The 19,252-nt window shown below is 63.2% G+C and carries 17 protein-coding genes; 15 read left to right on the top strand and 2 right to left on the bottom strand.

What is annotated here, in order from left to right:
- Both infB and H7C86_RS12860 read left to right on the top strand, forming a co-directional pair.
- The coding region (gene infB / locus H7C86_RS12865) for a translation initiation factor IF-2 (RefSeq protein WP_182261645.1) at nucleotides 1–2,257 on the top strand (2,257 nt) is incomplete at its 5' end.
- A 113-nt stretch (nucleotides 2,258–2,370) separates the two neighbouring features.
- Nucleotides 2,371–2,661, top strand: a complete 291-nt coding sequence (locus tag H7C86_RS12860) for a DUF503 domain-containing protein (RefSeq protein ID WP_003942205.1) — start codon at nucleotides 2,371–2,373, stop codon at nucleotides 2,659–2,661.
- Between the two features lie 3 nt (nucleotides 2,662–2,664).
- Here H7C86_RS12860 and H7C86_RS12855 read toward each other — a convergent pair whose 3' ends face one another.
- Nucleotides 2,665–2,958, bottom strand: coding sequence for a hypothetical protein (locus tag H7C86_RS12855; RefSeq protein ID WP_135000352.1), 294 nt, complete (start codon nucleotides 2,956–2,958; stop codon nucleotides 2,665–2,667).
- Nucleotides 2,959–3,802: 844 nt separating this feature from the next.
- Here H7C86_RS12855 and rbfA point away from each other — a divergent pair.
- Genes rbfA through H7C86_RS12820 form a run of 7 tightly spaced genes read left to right on the top strand, consistent with a single transcriptional unit; the run spans nucleotide 3,803 to nucleotide 9,700 of the window.
- Nucleotides 3,803–4,282 carry a 30S ribosome-binding factor RbfA gene (rbfA, locus tag H7C86_RS12850; protein WP_003942248.1) on the top strand — a complete coding sequence of 160 codons (480 nt, stop codon included), beginning with the start codon at nucleotides 3,803–3,805 and terminating at the stop codon, nucleotides 4,280–4,282.
- Nucleotides 4,283–4,294: 12 nt separating this feature from the next.
- Nucleotides 4,295–5,287 carry a bifunctional oligoribonuclease/PAP phosphatase NrnA gene (locus H7C86_RS12845; protein WP_182261644.1) on the top strand — a complete coding sequence of 331 codons (993 nt, stop codon included), beginning with the start codon at nucleotides 4,295–4,297 and terminating at the stop codon, nucleotides 5,285–5,287.
- Nucleotides 5,288–5,297: 10 nt separating this feature from the next.
- Nucleotides 5,298–6,701: an MATE family efflux transporter gene (locus H7C86_RS12840; protein ID WP_256065069.1), complete on the top strand. Its 1,404-nt coding sequence runs from the start codon at nucleotides 5,298–5,300 to the stop codon at nucleotides 6,699–6,701.
- A complete protein-coding gene (locus tag H7C86_RS12835; protein WP_003942180.1) occupies nucleotides 6,686–7,609 on the top strand; it encodes a metallophosphoesterase in 924 nt (307 codons plus the stop codon). Before H7C86_RS12840 ends, H7C86_RS12835 begins: the two co-directional genes overlap by 16 nt.
- Before the next feature lie 13 nt (nucleotides 7,610–7,622).
- Nucleotides 7,623–8,282 (top strand): 4'-phosphopantetheinyl transferase, encoded by a 660-nt coding sequence (locus tag H7C86_RS12830; RefSeq protein WP_182261642.1) that lies wholly within the window; start codon nucleotides 7,623–7,625, stop codon nucleotides 8,280–8,282.
- Nucleotides 8,283–8,306: 24 nt separating this feature from the next.
- Nucleotides 8,307–9,227, top strand: coding sequence for a tRNA pseudouridine(55) synthase TruB (truB, locus tag H7C86_RS12825; protein WP_021333527.1), 921 nt, complete (start codon nucleotides 8,307–8,309; stop codon nucleotides 9,225–9,227).
- Nucleotides 9,224–9,700 carry a GNAT family N-acetyltransferase gene (locus H7C86_RS12820; RefSeq protein ID WP_182261641.1) on the top strand — a complete coding sequence of 159 codons (477 nt, stop codon included), beginning with the start codon at nucleotides 9,224–9,226 and terminating at the stop codon, nucleotides 9,698–9,700. The genes truB and H7C86_RS12820 overlap by 4 nt, the downstream gene beginning before the upstream one ends.
- Before the next feature lie 10 nt (nucleotides 9,701–9,710).
- Here the strand turns inward: H7C86_RS12820 and H7C86_RS12815 are convergent, their stop codons facing one another.
- Nucleotides 9,711–10,457 carry a metal-dependent transcriptional regulator gene (locus H7C86_RS12815; RefSeq protein ID WP_283551619.1) on the bottom strand — a complete coding sequence of 249 codons (747 nt, stop codon included), beginning with the start codon at nucleotides 10,455–10,457 and terminating at the stop codon, nucleotides 9,711–9,713.
- A 117-nt stretch (nucleotides 10,458–10,574) separates the two neighbouring features.
- Between H7C86_RS12815 and H7C86_RS12810 the strand changes: the two genes are divergently transcribed.
- The 6 genes from H7C86_RS12810 (at nucleotide 10,575) to H7C86_RS12785 (ending at nucleotide 19,114) form a co-directional block, all read left to right on the top strand.
- Nucleotides 10,575–11,555, top strand: a complete 981-nt coding sequence (locus H7C86_RS12810) for a bifunctional riboflavin kinase/FAD synthetase (protein WP_019748071.1) — start codon at nucleotides 10,575–10,577, stop codon at nucleotides 11,553–11,555.
- A 155-nt stretch (nucleotides 11,556–11,710) separates the two neighbouring features.
- Nucleotides 11,711–11,980, top strand: a complete 270-nt coding sequence (gene rpsO, locus H7C86_RS12805) for a 30S ribosomal protein S15 (protein WP_003942254.1) — start codon at nucleotides 11,711–11,713, stop codon at nucleotides 11,978–11,980.
- Nucleotides 11,981–12,418: 438 nt separating this feature from the next.
- Nucleotides 12,419–14,689 carry a polyribonucleotide nucleotidyltransferase gene (locus H7C86_RS12800; protein ID WP_020907444.1) on the top strand — a complete coding sequence of 757 codons (2,271 nt, stop codon included), beginning with the start codon at nucleotides 12,419–12,421 and terminating at the stop codon, nucleotides 14,687–14,689.
- 125 nt (nucleotides 14,690–14,814) lie between these two features.
- Nucleotides 14,815–16,173: a pitrilysin family protein gene (locus H7C86_RS12795; RefSeq protein ID WP_182261640.1), complete on the top strand. Its 1,359-nt coding sequence runs from the start codon at nucleotides 14,815–14,817 to the stop codon at nucleotides 16,171–16,173.
- Between the two features lie 28 nt (nucleotides 16,174–16,201).
- Nucleotides 16,202–17,308: an alcohol dehydrogenase catalytic domain-containing protein gene (locus tag H7C86_RS12790; RefSeq protein WP_182261639.1), complete on the top strand. Its 1,107-nt coding sequence runs from the start codon at nucleotides 16,202–16,204 to the stop codon at nucleotides 17,306–17,308.
- 111 nt (nucleotides 17,309–17,419) lie between these two features.
- Nucleotides 17,420–19,114 (top strand): cutinase family protein, encoded by a 1,695-nt coding sequence (locus H7C86_RS12785; RefSeq protein WP_007735070.1) that lies wholly within the window; start codon nucleotides 17,420–17,422, stop codon nucleotides 19,112–19,114.
- Nucleotides 19,115–19,252 lie beyond the last annotated feature (138 nt).

Raw genomic sequence — 19,252 nt, 5'->3', positions numbered from 1 at the left:
GGCTCCGGGTCAGGGCGGTCCCCGTCCGGCTCCCGGCCAGGGTGGACCTCGTCCGCCTGCAGGTCAGGGCGGACCCCGTCCCAGCCCCGGCTCCATGCCTCCTCGCCCGAACCCGGGTGCAATGCCTGCTCGTTCCGCTCGTCCCGCGCCCGGTGGCGGCGGACGTCCGGGTCGTCCCGGTGGCGCTCCCGGTGGTCGTCCGGGCGGCGGCGGCGGTGGATACCGCGGCGGCGGCGCTCCCGGCGCCGGTGCTGGTGCAGGTGCTCCCGGTGGAGCAGCTCCGGCCGGTGGATTCCGCGGTCGTCCCGGCGGCGGTGGCCGTCCCGGTCAGCGCGGCGCAGCGGCAGGTGCATTCGGTCGTCCCGGCGGAGCAGTTCGCCGTGGACGTAAGTCGAAGCGGGCGAAGCGCGCCGAGTACGAAAGCATGCAGGCTCCCGCAGTCGGCGGCGTCAGGCTGCCACGCGGCAACGGTGAGACCATCCGTCTCGCTCGCGGCGCATCGCTGTCGGACTTCGCGGACAAGATCGATGCGAACCCCGCAGCACTCGTGCAGGCGTTGTTCAACCTCGGTGAGATGGTCACGGCAACTCAGTCGGTCAACGACGAGACGCTGGAGCTGCTCGGCGGCGAAATGAACTACGTCGTGCAGGTCGTCAGCCCGGAGGACGAGGACCGCGAGCTGCTCGACAGCTTCGACCTCACCTACGGCGAGGACGCCGGCGGAGAAGAGGACCTCGAGTCCCGTCCGCCTGTGGTCACCGTCATGGGCCACGTCGACCACGGTAAGACCCGTCTGCTCGACGTGATCCGTAAGGCGAATGTCCGTGAGGGCGAAGCCGGCGGCATCACGCAGCACATCGGTGCCTACCAGGTGCTGACCGAGCTCGAGGGCAACGAGCGTCTCGTGACGTTCATCGACACCCCGGGTCACGAGGCCTTCACGGCCATGCGTGCTCGTGGTGCCAAGGCCACCGACCTCGCGATCCTTGTTGTCGCAGCCGACGACGGCGTCATGCCGCAGACGGTGGAAGCGATCAACCACGCCCAGGCGGCCGACGTGCCGATCGTGGTCGCGGTGAACAAGATCGACAAGGAAGGCGCGAACCCGGACAAGATCCGGCAGCAGCTCACCGAGTACGGACTGGTGGCCGAGGAATACGGCGGAGACACCATGTTCGTCGACATCTCGGCGAAGCAGGGTCTCAACATCGACGCACTGCTCGAAGCAGTGCTGTTGACGGCGGACGCTTCCCTGGATCTGCGCGCCAACCCGGACATGGATGCTCAGGGTGTTGCCATCGAGGCGCACCTCGACCGTGGCCGCGGCCCCGTCGCTACCGTGCTCATCCAGCGCGGAACGCTGCGGGTCGGCGACTCGATCGTTGCCGGCGATGCTTACGGCCGCGTCCGCCGCATGGTGGACGAGCACGGTCAGGACGTCCACGAGGCACTGCCTTCACGTCCGGTCCAGGTCATCGGCTTCACGTCGGTCCCCGGTGCAGGCGACAACCTGCTCGTGGTCGACGAGGACCGTATCGCTCGTCAGATCGCGGACCGTCGCAACGCACGTAAGCGCAACGCGCTTGCAGCGAAGAGTCGTAAGCGCATCAGCCTCGACGATCTCGATGCAGCTCTGAAGGAACATTCACAGCTGAACTTGATCCTCAAGGGTGACAACTCGGGAACCGTGGAGGCCCTCGAAGAGGCTCTCCTCGGAATTCCGATCGACGACGAGGTGCAGTTGCGCGTCATCGACCGCGGTGTCGGTGGCATCACGGAGACCAACGTCAACCTGGCTGCTGCGTCCAACGCGATCATCATCGGCTTCAACGTCCGCGCCGAAGGCAAGGCAACGGAGCTGGCGAACCGCGAGGGCGTCGACATTCGCTACTACTCGGTGATCTACCAGGCCATCGATGAGGTCGAAAAGGCACTCAAGGGTCTGCTCAAGCCGGTGTACGAAGAGGTCGAGCTGGGCAAGGCAGAGATCCGCGCCATGTTCCGTTCGTCCAAGATCGGCAACATTGCCGGTTGCTTGGTCACGTCGGGCAGCATCCGTCGCAACGCCAAGGCACGTCTCATCCGCGACAGCAAGGTCATCGCCGAGACGGTCACCATCTCCTCGCTCAAGCGGGAGAAGGAAGACGCTACCGAGGTTCGCGAAGGCTACGAATGTGGTTTGACCGTCACCTATTCCGATATCAAGATCGGTGACGTTCTCGAGTGCTACGAGCTTCGCGAGAAGCCGCGCGACTGATTATGTCGACACGGGCGTTGGGGCGGACGCACGTGAGTACTAGCTGACATGGACTCTTCCGGACTTGAACATACAAGTCCGGAAGAGTCCATTCGGCTCTGTCTAGGGGGAAAATGTTTGTAGGGGCACTGGAGTTCGACATTCTTTTCGGCGATGTCCACTCACTCAAGGAAAAGCGTTCGATGCTGTCGCCGATCCTGACGGAACTCCGTCGATTCGGCGTGAGTGCAGCGGAGGCGGGGGAGCAGGGACGCCTGCGTCGTGCGCTCGTGGGCGTCGGTGTGGTCAGTTCGTCCGTCGATCACCTGCACGATGTTCTCGATCATTGTGAGCGAGCGGTCGCCGAGCGTCCGGAGATTCAGTTGCTGGCCGTGCGAAGGCGAATCTTCGGCCCGGAAGACTGAGTGTCACTGGTGTGTGTCGGTGAGCCAGGCATCCAGACCGCGTACCGAATCGAGTTGGTCGGCAAGGGATTCGGCGTCCTCACAACCGAGTGCGACTGTGTCGACCGCGTCGCGCATTTTCCGCGCAATCTCGGTTTCACTCTGTGCAATGGTGATCCCGACAGAAGCGGTCAGCGCTTTCACCCGGTCCGCGCCTGCGTCCGGGAATCGAAGTAGACCAACGTCCAAAACCCAAGCGGCGGTGTGATCGTCGCTTCTGAATCCCCGAAGAATCTGGGCGTCGTCGACAACCCTCACCAGCTCTCTCAGCAACTTCGATCGCCGTATTCGACGTCTTCGGGTTCGTCACGCTGAATGAAGATGACGTTGTTGCCCGAGGGATCGACGACGGGTGAGTCGACTCAGATCCGGTCCGGGAGCGCGTGATTCGCGGGGCGCCCTTGGCGAGGACCTCCCGGTAGGCGGCGCGCTACTTCATGCCACGACGAAGCGCACGGTAGACGCGCCCGGATCGATCAAGGTTGATGTGAGCGATTCGCTGGTCAGATTGAGGCCCGCGTTTCCCGACCCGACCTCAATGGATATCTGGCGGCTCGATTCACCCCGCAGCGAACCGGATCCGTCAGAGATATGCGTCAAGTCGATTGCTCTGGTTCCACCGGTGCGAGTGTCGCGGTTCGAATAATTGACGTAGGCGGTGATCGAACACGGGCTGTCGAAAAAGGAAGTCCAGGAGACTGAAACGACTGCAATGCCTGGACGGTCGTGCGGGGTTTGGACGTAGCCCGTGAGTTGTCCGCTACAAGGAAGGGTGTTGTTCCTTCCCAACGAATATGTCAATGGAAGCGGTGTGAACTCGCTGTGGTCGGCCGACGCGATTGCCGGCGAGCAAAGTAGTGCAGTCGCAACGAGTCCTCCGGAAATTATCGATGCGGTGATTCTTGATCGCGTCATCGACCGAACGTTACCAATAAAAGGGCGATCGGTCTGTGCTCTGGGTCCGGCAGGCGCGGGTGGATGGTGATTTGGTTGCCGGGTAGCCGATGGACGAGACTGTTGTCGGTAATAATTCTTGTTAACCAGAACTTTGATCGATCGAGTCACCTCGATTCGAGTGGCCAGGTAGAGGAGACTGACAGTCATGGTAGATCCAGCCCGGGCACGCAAGTTGGCAAAGCGTATCGGAACCATCGTCGCGACCGCGATCGATCACGAGATCAAGGATCCGCGACTCGCATTTGTGACCATCACGGACACCAAGGTCACCAACGATCTGCACGACGCGACGGTGTACTACACAGTCATGGGCGAGAAGGTCGATTCCGCACCCGATGTGGAAGCCGCCGCCGCAGGACTCGAGAAGGCCAAGGGTGTTCTCCGCTCGAAGGTCGGTGCCGGAACTGGCGTTCGCTTCACACCGACTCTGACGTTTGTCGCCGATACCGTTCCCGACACCGCGCGTCATATGGAAGAACTGCTGGCCCGTGCCAAGGCCGCCGACGACGAGGTCGCCAAGGCGCGTGAGAATGCACAGCCGGCCGGAGATGCAGATCCGTACAAGGAGCCGCGAGTGGCTTCGGACGAAGACGAGGCGTCGCCAGATGTTCGTGAAGCCGACTGACGCGCACCGAGAATGACGATCACCGCACTTTCGGACGTCGACCCCTGCGAGGCGAAGTTCGCTCAGGTGGCCGAGGTTCTCGAATCGGCGCACACGGTGACAATTCTCTGCCATGTGCAGCCGGATGCGGACACGATCGGCAGCGGACTTGCGCTCGGTCTCGTTCTCGAGCGTCGGGGTGTTTCGGTGCAGGTCGCGTTCAGTCGGCCGTCGGCGCTGCCCGAGTCGATGTGTGATTTCCCTGGTGTTCACTTGCTCACGGCGCCCGCCGATGTTCGGGAAAGCGTCGATGTTCTGGTGACCGTGGATGTCGGCAGCGAGGGCCGCCTCGGTGAGTTGGCGAGTCGACTCGCCGGCGCGCATCGCACAATCGTCCTTGATCACCATCGCTCCAATTCCGAATTCGGAACCATCAACGTCGTCGACGAAACCGCGGCTTCGACGACGGCGCTCATCGCACGATTCTTCGATGCGTGGGGAGTCGCGATCGATCGCGATATCGCGCACTGTCTCTATGCCGGACTGGTCACCGACACCGGTTCCTTCCGGTGGGGAGGTCCGCTTCCGCACGTGCTCGCGGCGCGTTTGCTGGCGACCGGCATCGACGGCGACGCGATTGCGCGAAAGCTGCTCGACACCCATCCGTTCGGGTGGTTGCCGATGCTGGCTTCGGTACTCGGGTCCGCGGTGCTGGTCCCGGAAGCCGCGGACGGCCGTGGGCTGGTGTACGCGGTGATCCGACGCAGTTACATCGGCGATCTTCGCTCCGAGGAGATCGAGAGCGTCGTCGATATCGTGCGAACTACTTCGGAAGCCGAAGTTGCCGCAGTACTCAAAGAGTCGGTTTCCGGAAGCTGGTCGATCTCGTTGCGTGCAAAGTCGGCGATCGACGTGTCGGCGGTCGCTGAAAGTCTTGGTGGCGGCGGGCACCGGCTGTCGGCCGGATATACGTCGACCACTTCCAGCGACGAGATTGTTGCCGCGCTCGTCGCGGCACTCGGCTGAATCCGCGGCATTGAGCGAATCTGACGCCACCTCGGCGGGATCTTCGGCAGCTGATTTCGACGTCACTGGGCGTCGAATCTTTTCCCTGGCGTTTCCGGCACTCGGGGTACTGGCGGCCGAACCCCTCTATCTGTTGTTCGACATCGCCGTGGTCGGCCGACTCGGGGCGCTTCCGCTGGCCGGATTGGCAGTCGGTGGTCTGATCCTGTCGTTGGTGAGTACGCAGCTGACCTTCTTGTCGTACGGCACGACGGCGCGCGCCGCACGGCTGCACGGGGCGGGCCGCGAGCGCGACGCGGTGGGCGAGGGCGTTCAGGCGACCTGGCTGGCGGCCGCGATCGGCTTGGCCTTGGTAGTGATCGTGCAGGTGATCGCGGGCCCGCTGACTTCGGCGGTGGCCGGGACTCCCGACATTGCCGCGGCTGCGGAAAGTTGGCTTCGGATAGCGGTATTGGGTGTTCCACTCATCCTGGTGGCCCTGGCCGGCAACGGCTGGATGCGCGGGGTTCAGAACACGGTGCGACCGCTTCGGTTCGTCCTTGTCGGCCTGGGTATTTCGGCGGTGTTGTGCCCGATTCTCGTGCACGGTTTGCTCGGTGCTCCCCGGATGGAACTCGAAGGATCAGCTGTCGCGAATCTGGTCGGCCAGAGCGTTTCGGGTGTCCTGTTCGCTTGGGCACTCTTTCGTGAACCGGTCTCGGCTCGACCGCATTTTGCAATCATGCGGGCGCAGATGCTGATGGGCCGTGACCTGATTCTGCGCAGCCTCGCATTCCAAGCGTGTTTCGTCTCGGCGGCCGCGGTGGCGTCGAGGTTCGGTGCAGCCGTAGTCGGTGCACACCAAGTTGTCCTCCAACTGTGGAACCTGGTTTCGCTCCTTCTCGATTCCTTGGCGATCGCCGCCCAAACGCTCATCGGAGCTGCCCTCGGCGGTGGATTCGCAGCCGCCGCGAAGAGGATGACCTGGCGGATCACTGCCTGGTCGACGGTATTTGCCGTGGTACTCGCGATCTTCTTCGCCGCGGGCCACTCCGTGATCCCCGGACTTTTCACGTCCGACGCCGAGGTCCTCGGTCAAATGTCGATCGCCTGGTGGTTCTTCGTCGCGATCATGCCGGTAGCGGGAATCGTGTTTGCACTCGACGGTGTTCTGCTCGGCGCCGGGGACGTGGTGTTTCTGCGCAACGCGACCATGCTCTGCGCAGTTCTCGGATTTCTGCCCGCGATCTGGCTCTCCCTCGCCTACGACTGGGGGCTGGCCGGAATTTGGGCAGGGCTTACCGTGTTCGTAGTACTTCGGATGGTCGCGGTGTCGTGGCGAGCGTTTTCCGGCAAGTGGGCAGTGACAGGTCCGGCGACGGCGAAGCGCGGAAGTTCAACTGAGGAAGCAGAGGGATCGTGGCAGCAAAGCTGATGGCGGTGAGCGACATTCATGTCGGTCACAACGGCAACAAGCCGATGACGGAGGAACTGTTCCCGGATTCGCCTGACGACTGGCTCATTCTCGCCGGAGATGTTTCCGAGAAAACTGACGACATTCGGTGGGCGTTGAAGCTCCTTCGCAGCCGATTCGCAAAGGTCATCTGGATTCCGGGCAACCACGAACTGTGGACGACCGCCAAGGATCCGGTTCAGATTCACGGAGCGCCGCGGTACGAGTACCTGGTCAACATGTGCCGCGAACTCGACGTCATCACACCCGAGGACCCGTTCCCGGTGTGGGAGGGAGACGAGGGTCCGGTCACGGTCGTCCCGATGTTCCTTCTCTACGACTACTCCTTCCTGCCGGAAGGCGCGCGAGACAAGGAACACGGGCTCGAGATCGCGCGGGACAAGAACGTCGTCGCCACCGACGAGTTCCTGCTCTCCCCGCAGCCGTATGCAACGCGCGACGCGTGGTGCCGGGCGAGAATCGAATACACCCAGGCACGGTTGGACGCGCTCCCCGAAGGCACAAAAACCGTTCTGGTGAACCATTTCCCGATGGTCCGGCAGCCGACGGACGTGCTCATGTATCCGGAGTTCGCGTTGTGGTGCGGAACCACCGCGACCGCCGACTGGCATGTGAAGTACAACGCGGTGTGCTCGGTGTACGGGCACCTGCACATTCCTCGAACCACGTACTACGACGGCGTCCGCTTCGAGGAAGTATCACTCGGGTACCCGCGCGAATGGCGTCGGCGTGGACTGCCGGAGAAGTTGTTGCGTCAGATTCTTCCCGTTCCGGAGTACCCGCCGGGAACGCTCAACAAGTGGGGTGGCCACTTCAAGGTCACGCCGGAGCAGGAAGCCGAAGTCGAGCGCATGCGCGCCGGACGCTGAGAGGTATCGCTACGTGATCGAACAGATTCTTCCCGGTGGAGTTGCGACGGCCGAGGCCTTCGTGGATCCGCCCGGTCTGGTTCCGCACCCCAGTGAGGAGGCGTTGATCGGCCGCGCGGTCGAGAAGCGCCGTCGCGAGTTCGTGACTACCCGGCACCTTGCGCGTCAGGCGATGGGCAAGCTCGGTGTTCCGTCTGCCGCTGTCATGCGCGGCGAGCGTGGTGCCCCACTCTGGCCGCAGGGAGTGGTCGGAAGCCTCGCCCATTGCGACGGCTACCGCGGCGCTGTCCTGGCGTACTCCATGCAGGTCCGCTCACTCGGTATCGACGCCGAGCCGCACGGCCCGCTGCCGGACGGGGTATTGCCCGCGGTCAGCATCGAAGCGGAACGAACGTGGCTGGACACTCAGGAAACCGGCGGTCCGGTGCACTGGGATCGAGTGCTCTTCTGCGCGAAGGAAGCCACGTACAAGGCGTGGTTTCCGCTCACCGGGCGCTGGTTGGGTTTCGAGGACGCACACATCACATTCGAGGCGGAGTCGGACACTTCAGGAACTTTCAACTCGCGTCTGCTGGTCCCCGGTGAGGCGACGTCTGGTCCGCCGCTCACCTCTTTCGACGGCAGGTGGTTGGTGTCGGACGGGCTTATTCTGACGGCAATTTCGGTGCAGTGAGCGCGACTGGCAGAATCGGCACACGTGTCAGCTCGTGAAAAGCCTTCCTCCGGTCTTGTCGGCGCCGGAATCCTGATTGTCGACAAAGAGGCGGGCATCACCAGCCACGACGTGGTCGCGCGATGCCGCAAGTTGTTGAACACCCGCAAGGTGGGACATGCCGGGACTCTTGATCCCATGGCGACCGGCGTCCTCGTTCTCGGCGTCGAGCGTGCGACCAAGTTGCTCGGACTCCTGGCACTGACAACCAAGGCGTACTCGGCGACCATTCGCCTCGGTGCAGCGACGGACACGGACGATGCCGAAGGGGAGGTCCTGACTTCCGCAGACGCTTCGCAGGTGACGGACGCGGAGATCGCGGCGATCGTGGCAACGCTGACCGGAGACATCAAGCAGATCCCGGCAAGCGTGAGCGCTATCAAGGTCGACGGTCAACGCGCACATGCCCTGGTGCGTGCGGGAGAAACCGTCGAGCTGGCGCCGCGCCCGGTAACGGTGTCGACTTTCGAAGTTCTGGCTCGGCGAGATGTCCCTGGTGGCTTCGTCGATCTGGATGTAGACGTTGAGTGCTCTTCCGGAACATACATCCGCTCGCTTGCACGCGACCTCGGTCGTGAATTGGGCGTCGGTGGTCATCTGACGGCATTGCGCCGCACCCGCGTCGGGCCGTTCACTCTCGAACATGCGCGCACGCTCGAAGATCTCGCGGAACAGCCGGGTGTGAGCCTCGACATCGATCAGGCCGCGCAGACGGCTTTTCCGCATCGGCAGATCACGGCGGAGGAAGCCGAGGCGATCAGCCAGGGGCGCTGGCTCGAGCCGATCGGGATGAAGGGGATCTGTGCGGCGATCGATCCCACCGGTCACACGATTGCGCTTCTGCAGGAGAAGGGTCGACGCGCCAGTTCGGTGATGGTCGTGCGACCGGCGACGCTTCGCGGGTGATCGTCCGCGAGCGTGTCGACGGCGACCTCGACGGTTGCGTCGATGCGCTGGCACAGGTCCACGAGTGCGACGGATATCCGAACACGTGGCCACAGAACCCGCACCGCTGGCTCAGTTCGCCCACGGTGGTGAAGGCGTGGGTCGGTGAGGGCGACGGCCGTGTTGTCGGTCATGTGGCCGTCGACCGCGAGGTTGCAGGCGCGCCCACCACCGCGGGATCGATAGCCGTGTCGCGATTGTTCGTTCATCCCCATGCCCGCGGAAACGGCCTCAGCGGTGCGCTACTCGACGCTGTCACGGATTTCGCAGCAGAAAGTCAGTTGGAACTGGTGCTCGACGTCGTCGAGGACGCTTTGCCGGCGATCGCGCTGTACGAGCGTCGAGGTTGGGTGTTCGTCGACGAGAGGCTCGCCGACTGGACCCGGACCGACGGAGTCCGGCCCGTGGAACGGCGATATCGTCTGCCGCGCTGAGCGGCCTCGACTACACGAGCCAAATTGCTTGAGCGACTGGGCTTCCCAGGTCGATGGTGTCGGGGCTGTCGCCGAGTCGAACGGACACTGTTCCGGCGAAATCACGGCGTTCTTCGACAGTGATGTCGACATCGAGACTGACGCCGACGGAATCGAAGTACCGAAGCATTTCGGGATCGGAATCGGAGATCCGGGCAACGCGGCCCCGCTCGCCGTTGGCGAAGTCGCTGAGCTGACGGGCCGGGGGAGTCGGCACCGAACCATCGGTGGCGGGAATGGGATCGCCGTGCGGGTCACGTTCGGGGAAGCCCAGTTTGGCGTCCATCCGCGAGATCATCAGATCGGAAACGGCGTGTTCGAGGACTTCGGCTTCGTCGTGGACTTCGTCCCAGCCGTACCCGAGTTCCTGAACCAGATAGGTCTCGATCAACCGGTGGCGCCGGACCATGGACACAGCAGCCGCGCGGCCACTGTCCGTCAGAGCGATGGAACCGTAGCGGGCGTGATCGACGAGGCCCTGGTCCGAGAGTTTGCGGATCGCCTCGGACACCGTCGAAGCCGAGACGTTCATCTTCTCGGACAGGAGCTTGGTGGACACCCGCTCGTGGGACCACTCCTGGATCGTCCAGATGACCTTGAGGTAGTCCTGAGCCACCGACGAGAGTGCGAGCGTGTCGATTGCCGCGCCGTGCGTCGAAGTGCTGTCGCCATCCGACGTCGATGATGCTTCCGAGGTTCCGGTCTTGTGAGCTGCCACAACGCTTAGCTTAGGCTACGAAATCCGGAACTTCCGTACGTGAGCGGCAGCACAGCGGTGATTCGCTGGGCGGGTCCGAACGTGACCCGCCGCCGGTGGACCCGTAGGCTGCCAATCGTGCTGAGATGGCGTGGTCTCGACGAAGTTCCGGCCGATTGGGGTCGTTGTGTGCTCACTATCGGTGTGTTCGACGGTGTGCATCGTGGGCATGCCCAATTGATAGCGAGAGCGGTTACCGCTGCCCGCAAACGTGGTGTTCCGAGCGTGTTGATGACATTCGACCCGCATCCCATGGAGGTTGTGCGGCCGGGTAGTCATCCAGCCCAGTTGACGACGCTGCAACGGCGTGCCGAATTGGCTCAGGATCTGGGCATCGACGTGTTCTGCGTGATGCCGTTCACCGCTGATTTCATGAAGCTGACGCCGGAGCGCTACGTCCACGAAATTCTCGTCGAACGTCTGCATGTCGCCGAGGTGGTGGTGGGGGACAACTTCACCTTCGGCAAGAAGGCGCTCGGCAATGTCGATCTTCTTCGTGAGATGGGCGCTCGCTTCGGCTTTGCCGTCGACGGCGTCCAGCTGCTCGCCGAGCACGCGGTGACGTTCTCGTCGACCTACATCCGCTCGTGCGTCGACGCAGGCGACATGGAAGCGGCTACCGAAGCTCTCGGCCGTCCACATCGTGTCGAAGGTGTGGTCGTCCACGGTGACAAGCGTGGACGCGAGTTGGGATTCCCGACGGCCAATGTTGCACCGCCGATGTTTTCGGCGATTCCGGCCGACGGCGTCTACGCAGCGTGGTTCACGGTGCTCGGCGCCGGCGAGGAACTCGGAACTGTCGTTCCCGGTCGTCGATACCAAGCCGCAGTGTCTGTAGGCACCAACCCGACCTTCTCCGGCCGGACCCGAACCGTCGAGGCGTACGTTCTCGACACCGAAGCAGACCTGTACGGACAACACGTCGCTGTCGACCTGGTTTCGCGGATTCGCGGCATGGAGAAGTTCGACTCGATCGAGTCGCTCATCACGGCGATGAACCGAGACGTCGAACGCGCACGCCAAATCCTGAGTGAGGATGCAGAGCGCAGCGTAGGTTGAGCTCGTTGCACTAGTGGCGGCGGCCACATTCGCTCCAGGTGGGCGAAAGCGCCTCATTGCTGCTGGTAGGATCTTCTCTCGGTGCGTGCTGCGGTTTGCGGTGGCCGCACCGATCTAGTTCCTTTCACGCAAACGTCATCACAGGAGTGAATCAAGTGGCATTGACCACGGAAGAAAAGAAGGTCGTTCTCGGCGAGTACGGCTTGCACGAGACCGACACGGGATCGCCTGAAGCTCAGGTGGCAATGCTCACCAAGCGCATCACCGATCTCACCGAGCACCTCAAGACCCACAAGCATGACCACCACTCGCGTCGTGGACTGCTCTTGATGGTCGGTCGCCGTCGTCGTCTGCTGAAGTACGTGGCAAAGACTGACGTCGCTCGCTACCGCACGCTCATCGAGCGTCTCGGCCTGCGTCGCTAGATTTTTCTCACGACGCTGATCGAAAGCAACACGGCACGCTTCGGTTTGCCGAACACTCCGTTAGCCGGCGAAGCCACGCATATACTGGGCTTCGCTGGCTTTCGGCGTTAGCTGCCGCAAGGCAGTTTCCGCTGTCGGCGCTATGCACAGTTGTCTACGCACAGTTGTGCAGTGCGCCGCCAGCACACCGTATGCACCAGAGAACGTGGTGTCGGTTGTCGGTAGTGGTTCTCCGGACCGGGCAAGTGCCCGAAAGCTCCGGCGGACTTCGATCGACGGCCGCCCGAACGTCGTGACGTCCCGAAGCAGAAATCGCTCGCATCGCAAGGAGCGTCTGCAATTCAAGAGGGGGACGTCCCTCGGTGCGCAGTTTCCACCAGGAGGGTGGAAACGCCCGCGCGGGTACGGCGAAGACGAGAGGGAAGTGAAGAGAAAAGAATGACAGAGAATTCCGTAGTAGAGGTCGACGAAGGCGTGTTCGAATCCACCGCCGTGATCGACAACGGGTCCTTCGGTACCCGCACCATCCGTTTCGAGACCGGACGCCTTGCTCAGCAGGCCGCCGGCGCCGTCGTTGCTTACCTGGACGACGAGACCATGCTGCTGTCCGCCACGAGCGCCAGCAAGCACCCCAAGGAGCACTTCGACTTCTTCCCCCTGACGGTGGACGTCGAAGAGCGTATGTACGCAGCGGGCCGCATCCCCGGTTCGTTCTTCCGTCGTGAGGGACGCCCCTCCACCGACGCGATCCTGACCTGCCGCCTCATCGACCGGCCGCTGCGCCCGTCCTTCGTCGACGGTCTCCGTAACGAGATCCAGGTCGTCGTCACGGTCATGAGCCTCAACCCGCAGGATCTGTACGACGTCGTGGCCATCAACGCCGCTTCCGCGTCGACGCAGATCGCGGGCCTGCCGTTCTCCGGACCCGTCGGTGGCGTGCGTGTTGCACTCATCGTCTCCGAGGACAACAAGGCCGGCCAGTGGGTTGCATTCCCGACGGTCGATCAGCTCGAGAACGCCGTCTTCGACATGGTCGTAGCCGGCCGCGTCGTGTCCGGCAGCGGTGACAACGCCGACGTAGCGATCATGATGGTCGAGGCCGAGGCCACCGACAACGTCATCGCGAAGATCGCCGACGGCGCTCAGGCACCGACCGAGGCCATCGTCGCCGAAGGCCTCGAGGCCGCCAAGCCGTTCATCGCACGCCTGTGCGCTGCTCAGGCAGCACTGGCATCCAAGGCTGCAAAGCCCACGGGTGACTACCCGGTCTTCCCGGCGTACCAGGACGACGTTTTTGCTGCCGTCGAGGCTGCTGCGTCCGAAAAGCTCAATGCCGCACTGACAATCGCCGGCAAGCAGGAACGCGACGACAAGACCGACGAGGTCAAGGTCGAGGTTCTCGAGCAGGTTGCACCCAACTTCGAAGGCCGCGAGAAGGAACTGGGAGCAGCGTTCCGCTCGCTCACCAAGAAGCTGGTTCGCCAGCGCATCCTGCGCGATCAGTTCCGCATCGACGGCCGCGGCGTCACGGACATCCGTTCGCTGTCCGCCGAGGTCGCGATCATCCCGCGCGCACACGGCTCCGCACTGTTCGAGCGCGGCGAGACCCAGATCCTGGGTGTTACCACTCTCGACATGGTCAAGATGGCTCAGCAGGTCGACTCGCTCGGTCCCGAGACCACCAAGCGCTACATGCATCATTACAACTTCCCGCCGTACTCCACCGGTGAGACGGGTCGCGTTGGTTCGCCGAAGCGTCGCGAAATCGGTCACGGTGCACTCGCCGAGCGCGCTCTCATGCCGGTTCTGCCCAGCGTCGAAGAGTTCCCTTACGCGATTCGCCAGGTCTCCGAGGCTCTGAGCTCCAACGGTTCCACCTCGATGGGCTCGGTGTGTGCGTCCACGCTCGCACTGCTCAACGCCGGTGTGCCGCTTCGCGCTCCGGTTGCCGGTATCGCCATGGGTCTGGTCTCCGACCAGGTCGACGGTGAAACCCGCTACGTCGCTCTGACCGACATCCTCGGCGCCGAAGACGCCTTCGGCGACATGGACTTCAAGGTCGCAGGCACCAAGGACTTCGTCACGGCCCTGCAGCTGGACACGAAGCTCGACGGCATCCCGTCGCAGGTTCTTGCCGGTGCACTCTCGCAGGCGAAGGATGCGCGGACCACGATCCTCGAGGTCATGGCGGAAGCCATCGACACCCCGGACGAGATGAGCCCGTTCGCTCCCCGCGTGACGGCCATCAAGGTCCCCGTCGACAAGATCGGTGAGGTCATCGGCCCCAAGGGCAAGATGATCAACTCCATCACCGAGCAGACCGGTGCCAACATCTCCATCGAAGACGACGGCACCGTGTTCGTCGGCGCCACCGATGGACCGTCTGCACAGGCCGCGATCGACATGATCAACGCCATTGCCAACCCGCAGCTCCCCAAGGTCGGCGAGCGGTTCCTGGGCACGGTCGTCAAGACCACCGCCTTCGGTGCCTTCGTTTCGCTCCTGCCGGGACGCGACGGACTGGTGCACATCTCGAAGCTGGGCAGCGGTAAGCGCATTGCCAAGGTCGAAGACGTGGTCAACGTCGGATCCAAGATCCGCGTCGAGATCGCCGACATCGATGCACGTGGCAAGATCTCGCTGATCCCGGTCGAAGAGGGCAACGACGAGGCTGCCGCTCCGGCCGCCGACGAGGCTGCTTCCGAGTAGATCTCACTCGTACTCTGATGCGGCCCCGCGCGGATTTCCGTGCGGGGCCGCATCTGTACTGTCTGTAGACACGAGCCTGTAGATACCTGATTCAACACTTGCACCGAGGACTGCTGAACCTTTTCATGGCAAAGACCACTCCCAACACCACGCGCAGCCGCAGCGCTGTGCTGAAATCGCCGATCGATGCGACTCCTGAATCGGGAGTGCAGCGCACGGTCCTTCCCGGCGGCCTGCGCGTCGTCACCGAATTCATCCCCGGTGTGCATTCCGCCTCCGTCGGCGTGTGGGTCGGAGTCGGTTCCCGCGACGAGCAGCCGAGTGTGGCCGGTGCCGCGCATTTTCTCGAGCATCTGTTGTTCAAGTCGACGCCGTCACGGACCGCGTTGGACATCGCGCAGGTCATGGATGGTGTGGGCGGCGAACTCAATGCATTCACGTCGAAGGAACACACCTGTTTCTACGCGCACGTGATCGACGAGGACCTCCCGATGGCGGTGGACCTTGTTGCCGACGTCGTACTGCGTGGGCGCTGCAGAACTGCGGATGTCGACGTCGAGCGGCAAGTAGTGCTCGAAGAGATCGCGATGCGAGACGACGATCCGGAAGACCTGCTCGGCGACGCCTTCCTGACCGCGTTGTTCGGAGATCATCCTGTCGGTCGTCCCATCATCGGTAGCGTCGAATCGATCGAGTCGATGTCGCGCAATCAGTTGCATTCCTTCCATGTTCGGCGTTACACGCCGCAGCGGATGGTGCTGGCAGTAGCGGGGAACGTCGACCACAAGCAGGTTGTGACGCTCGCTCGCCGCGCCTTCGCCGGGCATCTCGAGCGTGGAGTCAAGCCGGCGCCGCGGCGCGAAGGCACTCTGCGTTTGCGAACGATGCCTGAACTGAGCTTGACCCACCGCGACAGCGAGCAGGTCCACCTTGCGCTCGGAGTACGCGCGTTCGGTCGGCACGAGGGTCATCGCTGGGCCCTGTCTGTTCTCAACGCCGCAGTGGGCGGCGGGCTGAGTTCTCGTCTGTTCCAAGAGATTCGCGAGAAGCGGGGGCTTGCGTACTCCGTCTATTCCGGCGTAGACACCTTCGCGGACACCGGAGCGTTCTCCGTGTACGCGGGTTGCCAGCCGGAGAACCTCGGGGAGGTTGCCACAGTGATCCGCGAGGTACTTGCGAACGTGGCGACGGACGGAATCACCGATGCCGAGATCGCCCGCGCCAAGGGATCGCTGCGCGGCGGATTGGTTCTGGCACTGGAAGATTCAGGTTCACGCATGAACCGTATCGGTCGCAGTGAACTCAATTACGGCAACCATCGCAGTGTTGCGCAGACGCTCGCGACCATCGACGCGGTTACCTCCGAAGAGGTGCTCGAGGTGGCGCAGGTGCTGTTGACGAGGCCGTTTGCAGCCGCCGTCGTCGGCCCGTACAAGCGGGTTCGTGATCTTCCCGCGTCGGTACGCGGGATCGTGGGCAAGTAGTTCGAACTATCGAAATCGGGGTGTGCAGTTGAAGATCCGTGGTGCAGTGCTCGAGGAGATCGGCCGGGAGCGTCCCTTTGCGGAGTCGACTCCGATTTCGATTTCGGAACTCGACCTCGAATCCCCGGGCCCGGGTGAGATCCTCGTCAAGATCGAAGCTGCCGGGCTTTGTCACTCCGACCTCTCCGTGGTCGACGGGAATCGCGTTCGCCCCGTGCCGATGTTGCTGGGCCACGAGGCAGCTGGTCGAATCGTCGAACTCGGCGACGGCGTTGATTCGTTGTCGGTGGGCACCCGCGTCGTGATGACTTTTCTTCCGCGGTGTGGCGAGTGCGCGGGATGCGCCACTGACGGCCGGATGCCGTGCACGGTGGGTAGCGCCGCCAACAACGACGGCAGTTTGCTCGGTGGCGCGCAACGACTGCGGCGCTCCGGCGAGAGCGTCAAACATCATCTCGGCGTTTCGGGTTTCGCGACGCATGCGGTGGTCAACGCCAAGTCCGTAGTTGCCGTAGAAGACGATATTCCGGCTGAGATTGCAGCCGTACTCGGCTGCGCGGTGTTGACCGGCGGGGGAGCGCTACTCAACGCGGCCAAGCCTCGCCCGGCGGACACTGTGATGGTGGTCGGCTTGGGCGGCGTCGGGATGGCCGCAATCCTGGCGGCGCGGGCACTCGGGGTCGAGAACGTCATCGGCGTCGACGCACTGGAGTCCAAGCTGGCTCAGGCGCTGGAACTGGGCGCGACCGAGGTCTTCACACCGTCCGGCCTGTCCGAGAGTGGCGTTCGCGCAGACATCGTCGTCGAAGCTGCGGGAAATGCTCGGGCGTTCGAGACAGCCGTGGCCGCGACGGCAGCGGGTGGCACGACCGTCACGGTCGGGTTGCCTGCGCCTGATGCGCGCTCGTCGATCTCGCCGCTCGGGCTGGTGGCCGAAGCGCGGACCATTATCGGCAGTTACCTCGGATCCGCGGTCCCCGCCCGCGACATCCCGATCTACGCGCAGATGTGGCGGGACGGGAAGCTACCGGTCGAGAAGCTCATCTCCTCGCGAATCGAGTTGGACGACATCAATTCCGGCATGGACGAACTGGCGGACGGAAAAGCAATCCGACAGGTCATTATTTTCGACTGAAATCGTTACCTCCTGTAACGCTTCTCTCATACTGGACGACTACTCGAATGACGTTGCGTGACGCCCCGGGGGTCGGTCGTACGTTTTCCAAAAGTTGATTGGGGAGAAGATATGCCGGTTCGTGGGTTCTTTTCGCGACATCGAATACTGGCGGGTGCAGTAGCGCCCGCAGCGCTCGGCGTGGCCGCACTGGTCGCGGTTGCGGTCGCTGTGGACTCTCCGGAGTCACGCACGATCGAGACACAATTGACGTCGTCGGTCACCGAGTGTCACGACATGGTCAGCATCGCGGTTGCCGGTCGACACGACACACCGGACGCTTCGACGGTGAAGATGTTGCTGGGAGCCGACGGGAAGCCGCTGCCGGCCGCCCTGTCCGGTGACTACAAGAGTGAACGCGTCGACCAGGTGATCAACCCGGCAGGCTCCGTCAACGCGAACAAGCCCGGCTCGTACGCGGCTGTGTACATCGCGTACCCGGCCAACATGGCGTCCTACGAGGATGCCGTCGCTGCCGGCGCTGCAAATACGCAGTCCGTGATGAGTGCCATCGCCAAGGAATGCCCGAAGACTCAGTTCTCGATCGTCGGGTACAGCGAAGGCGCCGATGTGGTGCGTCGCGTCGCGATGGACATCGGTACGCAGGAGAACAACGAGTTCGGGGTCGACCCGGACAAGGTTGTCGGTGTGGTCATGCTGGCGGATGCAGGCCGTGAAGCGGGCGACGGCACGTTCCTCGGTGCCACGAATCCGTTCACGAACCCGGATAACTTCAATACGAAGTACCAGAACGGCACCTCCGCGACACCTGGCGAAGGTGTACTCCCCGGCACTGCCGGAGGTTTCGGCAAGCTGAACGGCAAGGTCGCGTCCTTCTGCTCGGACGGTGACTTCACCTGCTCGGCTCCCAGCAACATCTCTCTGTTGATCTTGGCGGCAAATGTCGGTCGGCAGTTGAACATCGACCAACTCGAAGCGCAGGGTCTGAACCCGGCCACCGGTCAGGACGTCGCGGTGGTGTTCGGCCAGATCGTCTTCGAGGCGTTCGCAGACATTTCGTCCAATCCCAACTGGATGCAGAGTGACGAGACATTCCTTCAGGTGATGCTCAAGGTCTCGGATCCGGAGTACAAGCCCGGAAAAACACCCGCGCCGGCGCCGGTAGCCGAGGGCGAGACGGTGTCCACCGACAAGGTGTCTCCGCTGGCATATCTGCCGCAGAAGCTTTTCAAGGAGATTGTCGGTCTGATTGCTACCAACCAGAACACGATTCCCGTGATCTTGAGCGACCCCTACCAGCAGACACTCGCTCCAGACGTCGGACACCACTTCGATTACTGGCGAGATGCGGATGCGGCCAACGGCAAGCCGTTGACTTCAGCTGAGTACGCAGCGGCCTGGCTCACCTACCTCGCCCAGCAGGCGAAGGAAGGAAAGCCCGTCGACACAACGGCGAAGCCGACCCCGGAACAGATCAGTGCTGCTGTCGATGCCTACATGGCTGACGGCAATGCTGAGGGCGACGCCGCGGTGGCTGAAGGCACCGGAACCGGTCAGGCACCGGCCGGGACCACTGGCTCCACGGGATCTGCTGGAGCGCCCGCAACCACGTCACAGGTGCCTGCGGCAGGATCGGCGTCGGTCACATCGGGAGCGGTTGCCACTCCGACGGGTTCGGCGGCAGTGACGCCGACGTCGACAGTTCCGACCACACCGGTAGCGGGAACGGATGCAACGACGGCGCCCCCGACTACGACAGTGACGTCGACGACCACGACGACGAAGGTGCCGGTTCCGAACCCGTAATCCTTCTCGCCGGCGTTCGTCACACGAATAACGCTGTCACAGGCTGCGATCCGCAAGTAGTTGCGGATCGCAGCCTGTTTTCGTGTACGGGTTACGCACAGCGGCGGTTGGTGCTTATCGTGGAAGGGAGGTTTCCGG

The organism is Rhodococcus sp. UFZ-B548, assembly GCF_903819475.1.
GTDB classification, from domain to species: domain Bacteria; phylum Actinomycetota; class Actinomycetes; order Mycobacteriales; family Mycobacteriaceae; genus Rhodococcus_F; species Rhodococcus_F erythropolis.
The sequence above is the reverse complement of the archived record's forward strand: the minus strand, read 5'-3'. Positions and strand labels throughout refer to the sequence as shown.

What these genes read in the sequence shown, in the direction of transcription:
- H7C86_RS12800 (WP_020907444.1), top strand. Translation starts at nt 12,419, where the DNA reads ATGACAGAGAATTCCGTAGTAGAGGTCGACGAAGGCGTGTTCGAATCC.
- H7C86_RS12845 (WP_182261644.1), top strand. Translation starts at nt 4,295, where the DNA reads ATGACGATCACCGCACTTTCGGACGTCGACCCCTGCGAGGCGAAGTTC.
- H7C86_RS12785 (WP_007735070.1), top strand. Translation starts at nt 17,420, where the DNA reads ATGCCGGTTCGTGGGTTCTTTTCGCGACATCGAATACTGGCGGGTGCA.
- H7C86_RS12860 (WP_003942205.1), top strand. Translation starts at nt 2,371, where the DNA reads ATGTTTGTAGGGGCACTGGAGTTCGACATTCTTTTCGGCGATGTCCAC.
- H7C86_RS12795 (WP_182261640.1), top strand. Translation starts at nt 14,815, where the DNA reads ATGGCAAAGACCACTCCCAACACCACGCGCAGCCGCAGCGCTGTGCTG.
- rbfA (WP_003942248.1), top strand. Translation starts at nt 3,803, where the DNA reads ATGGTAGATCCAGCCCGGGCACGCAAGTTGGCAAAGCGTATCGGAACC.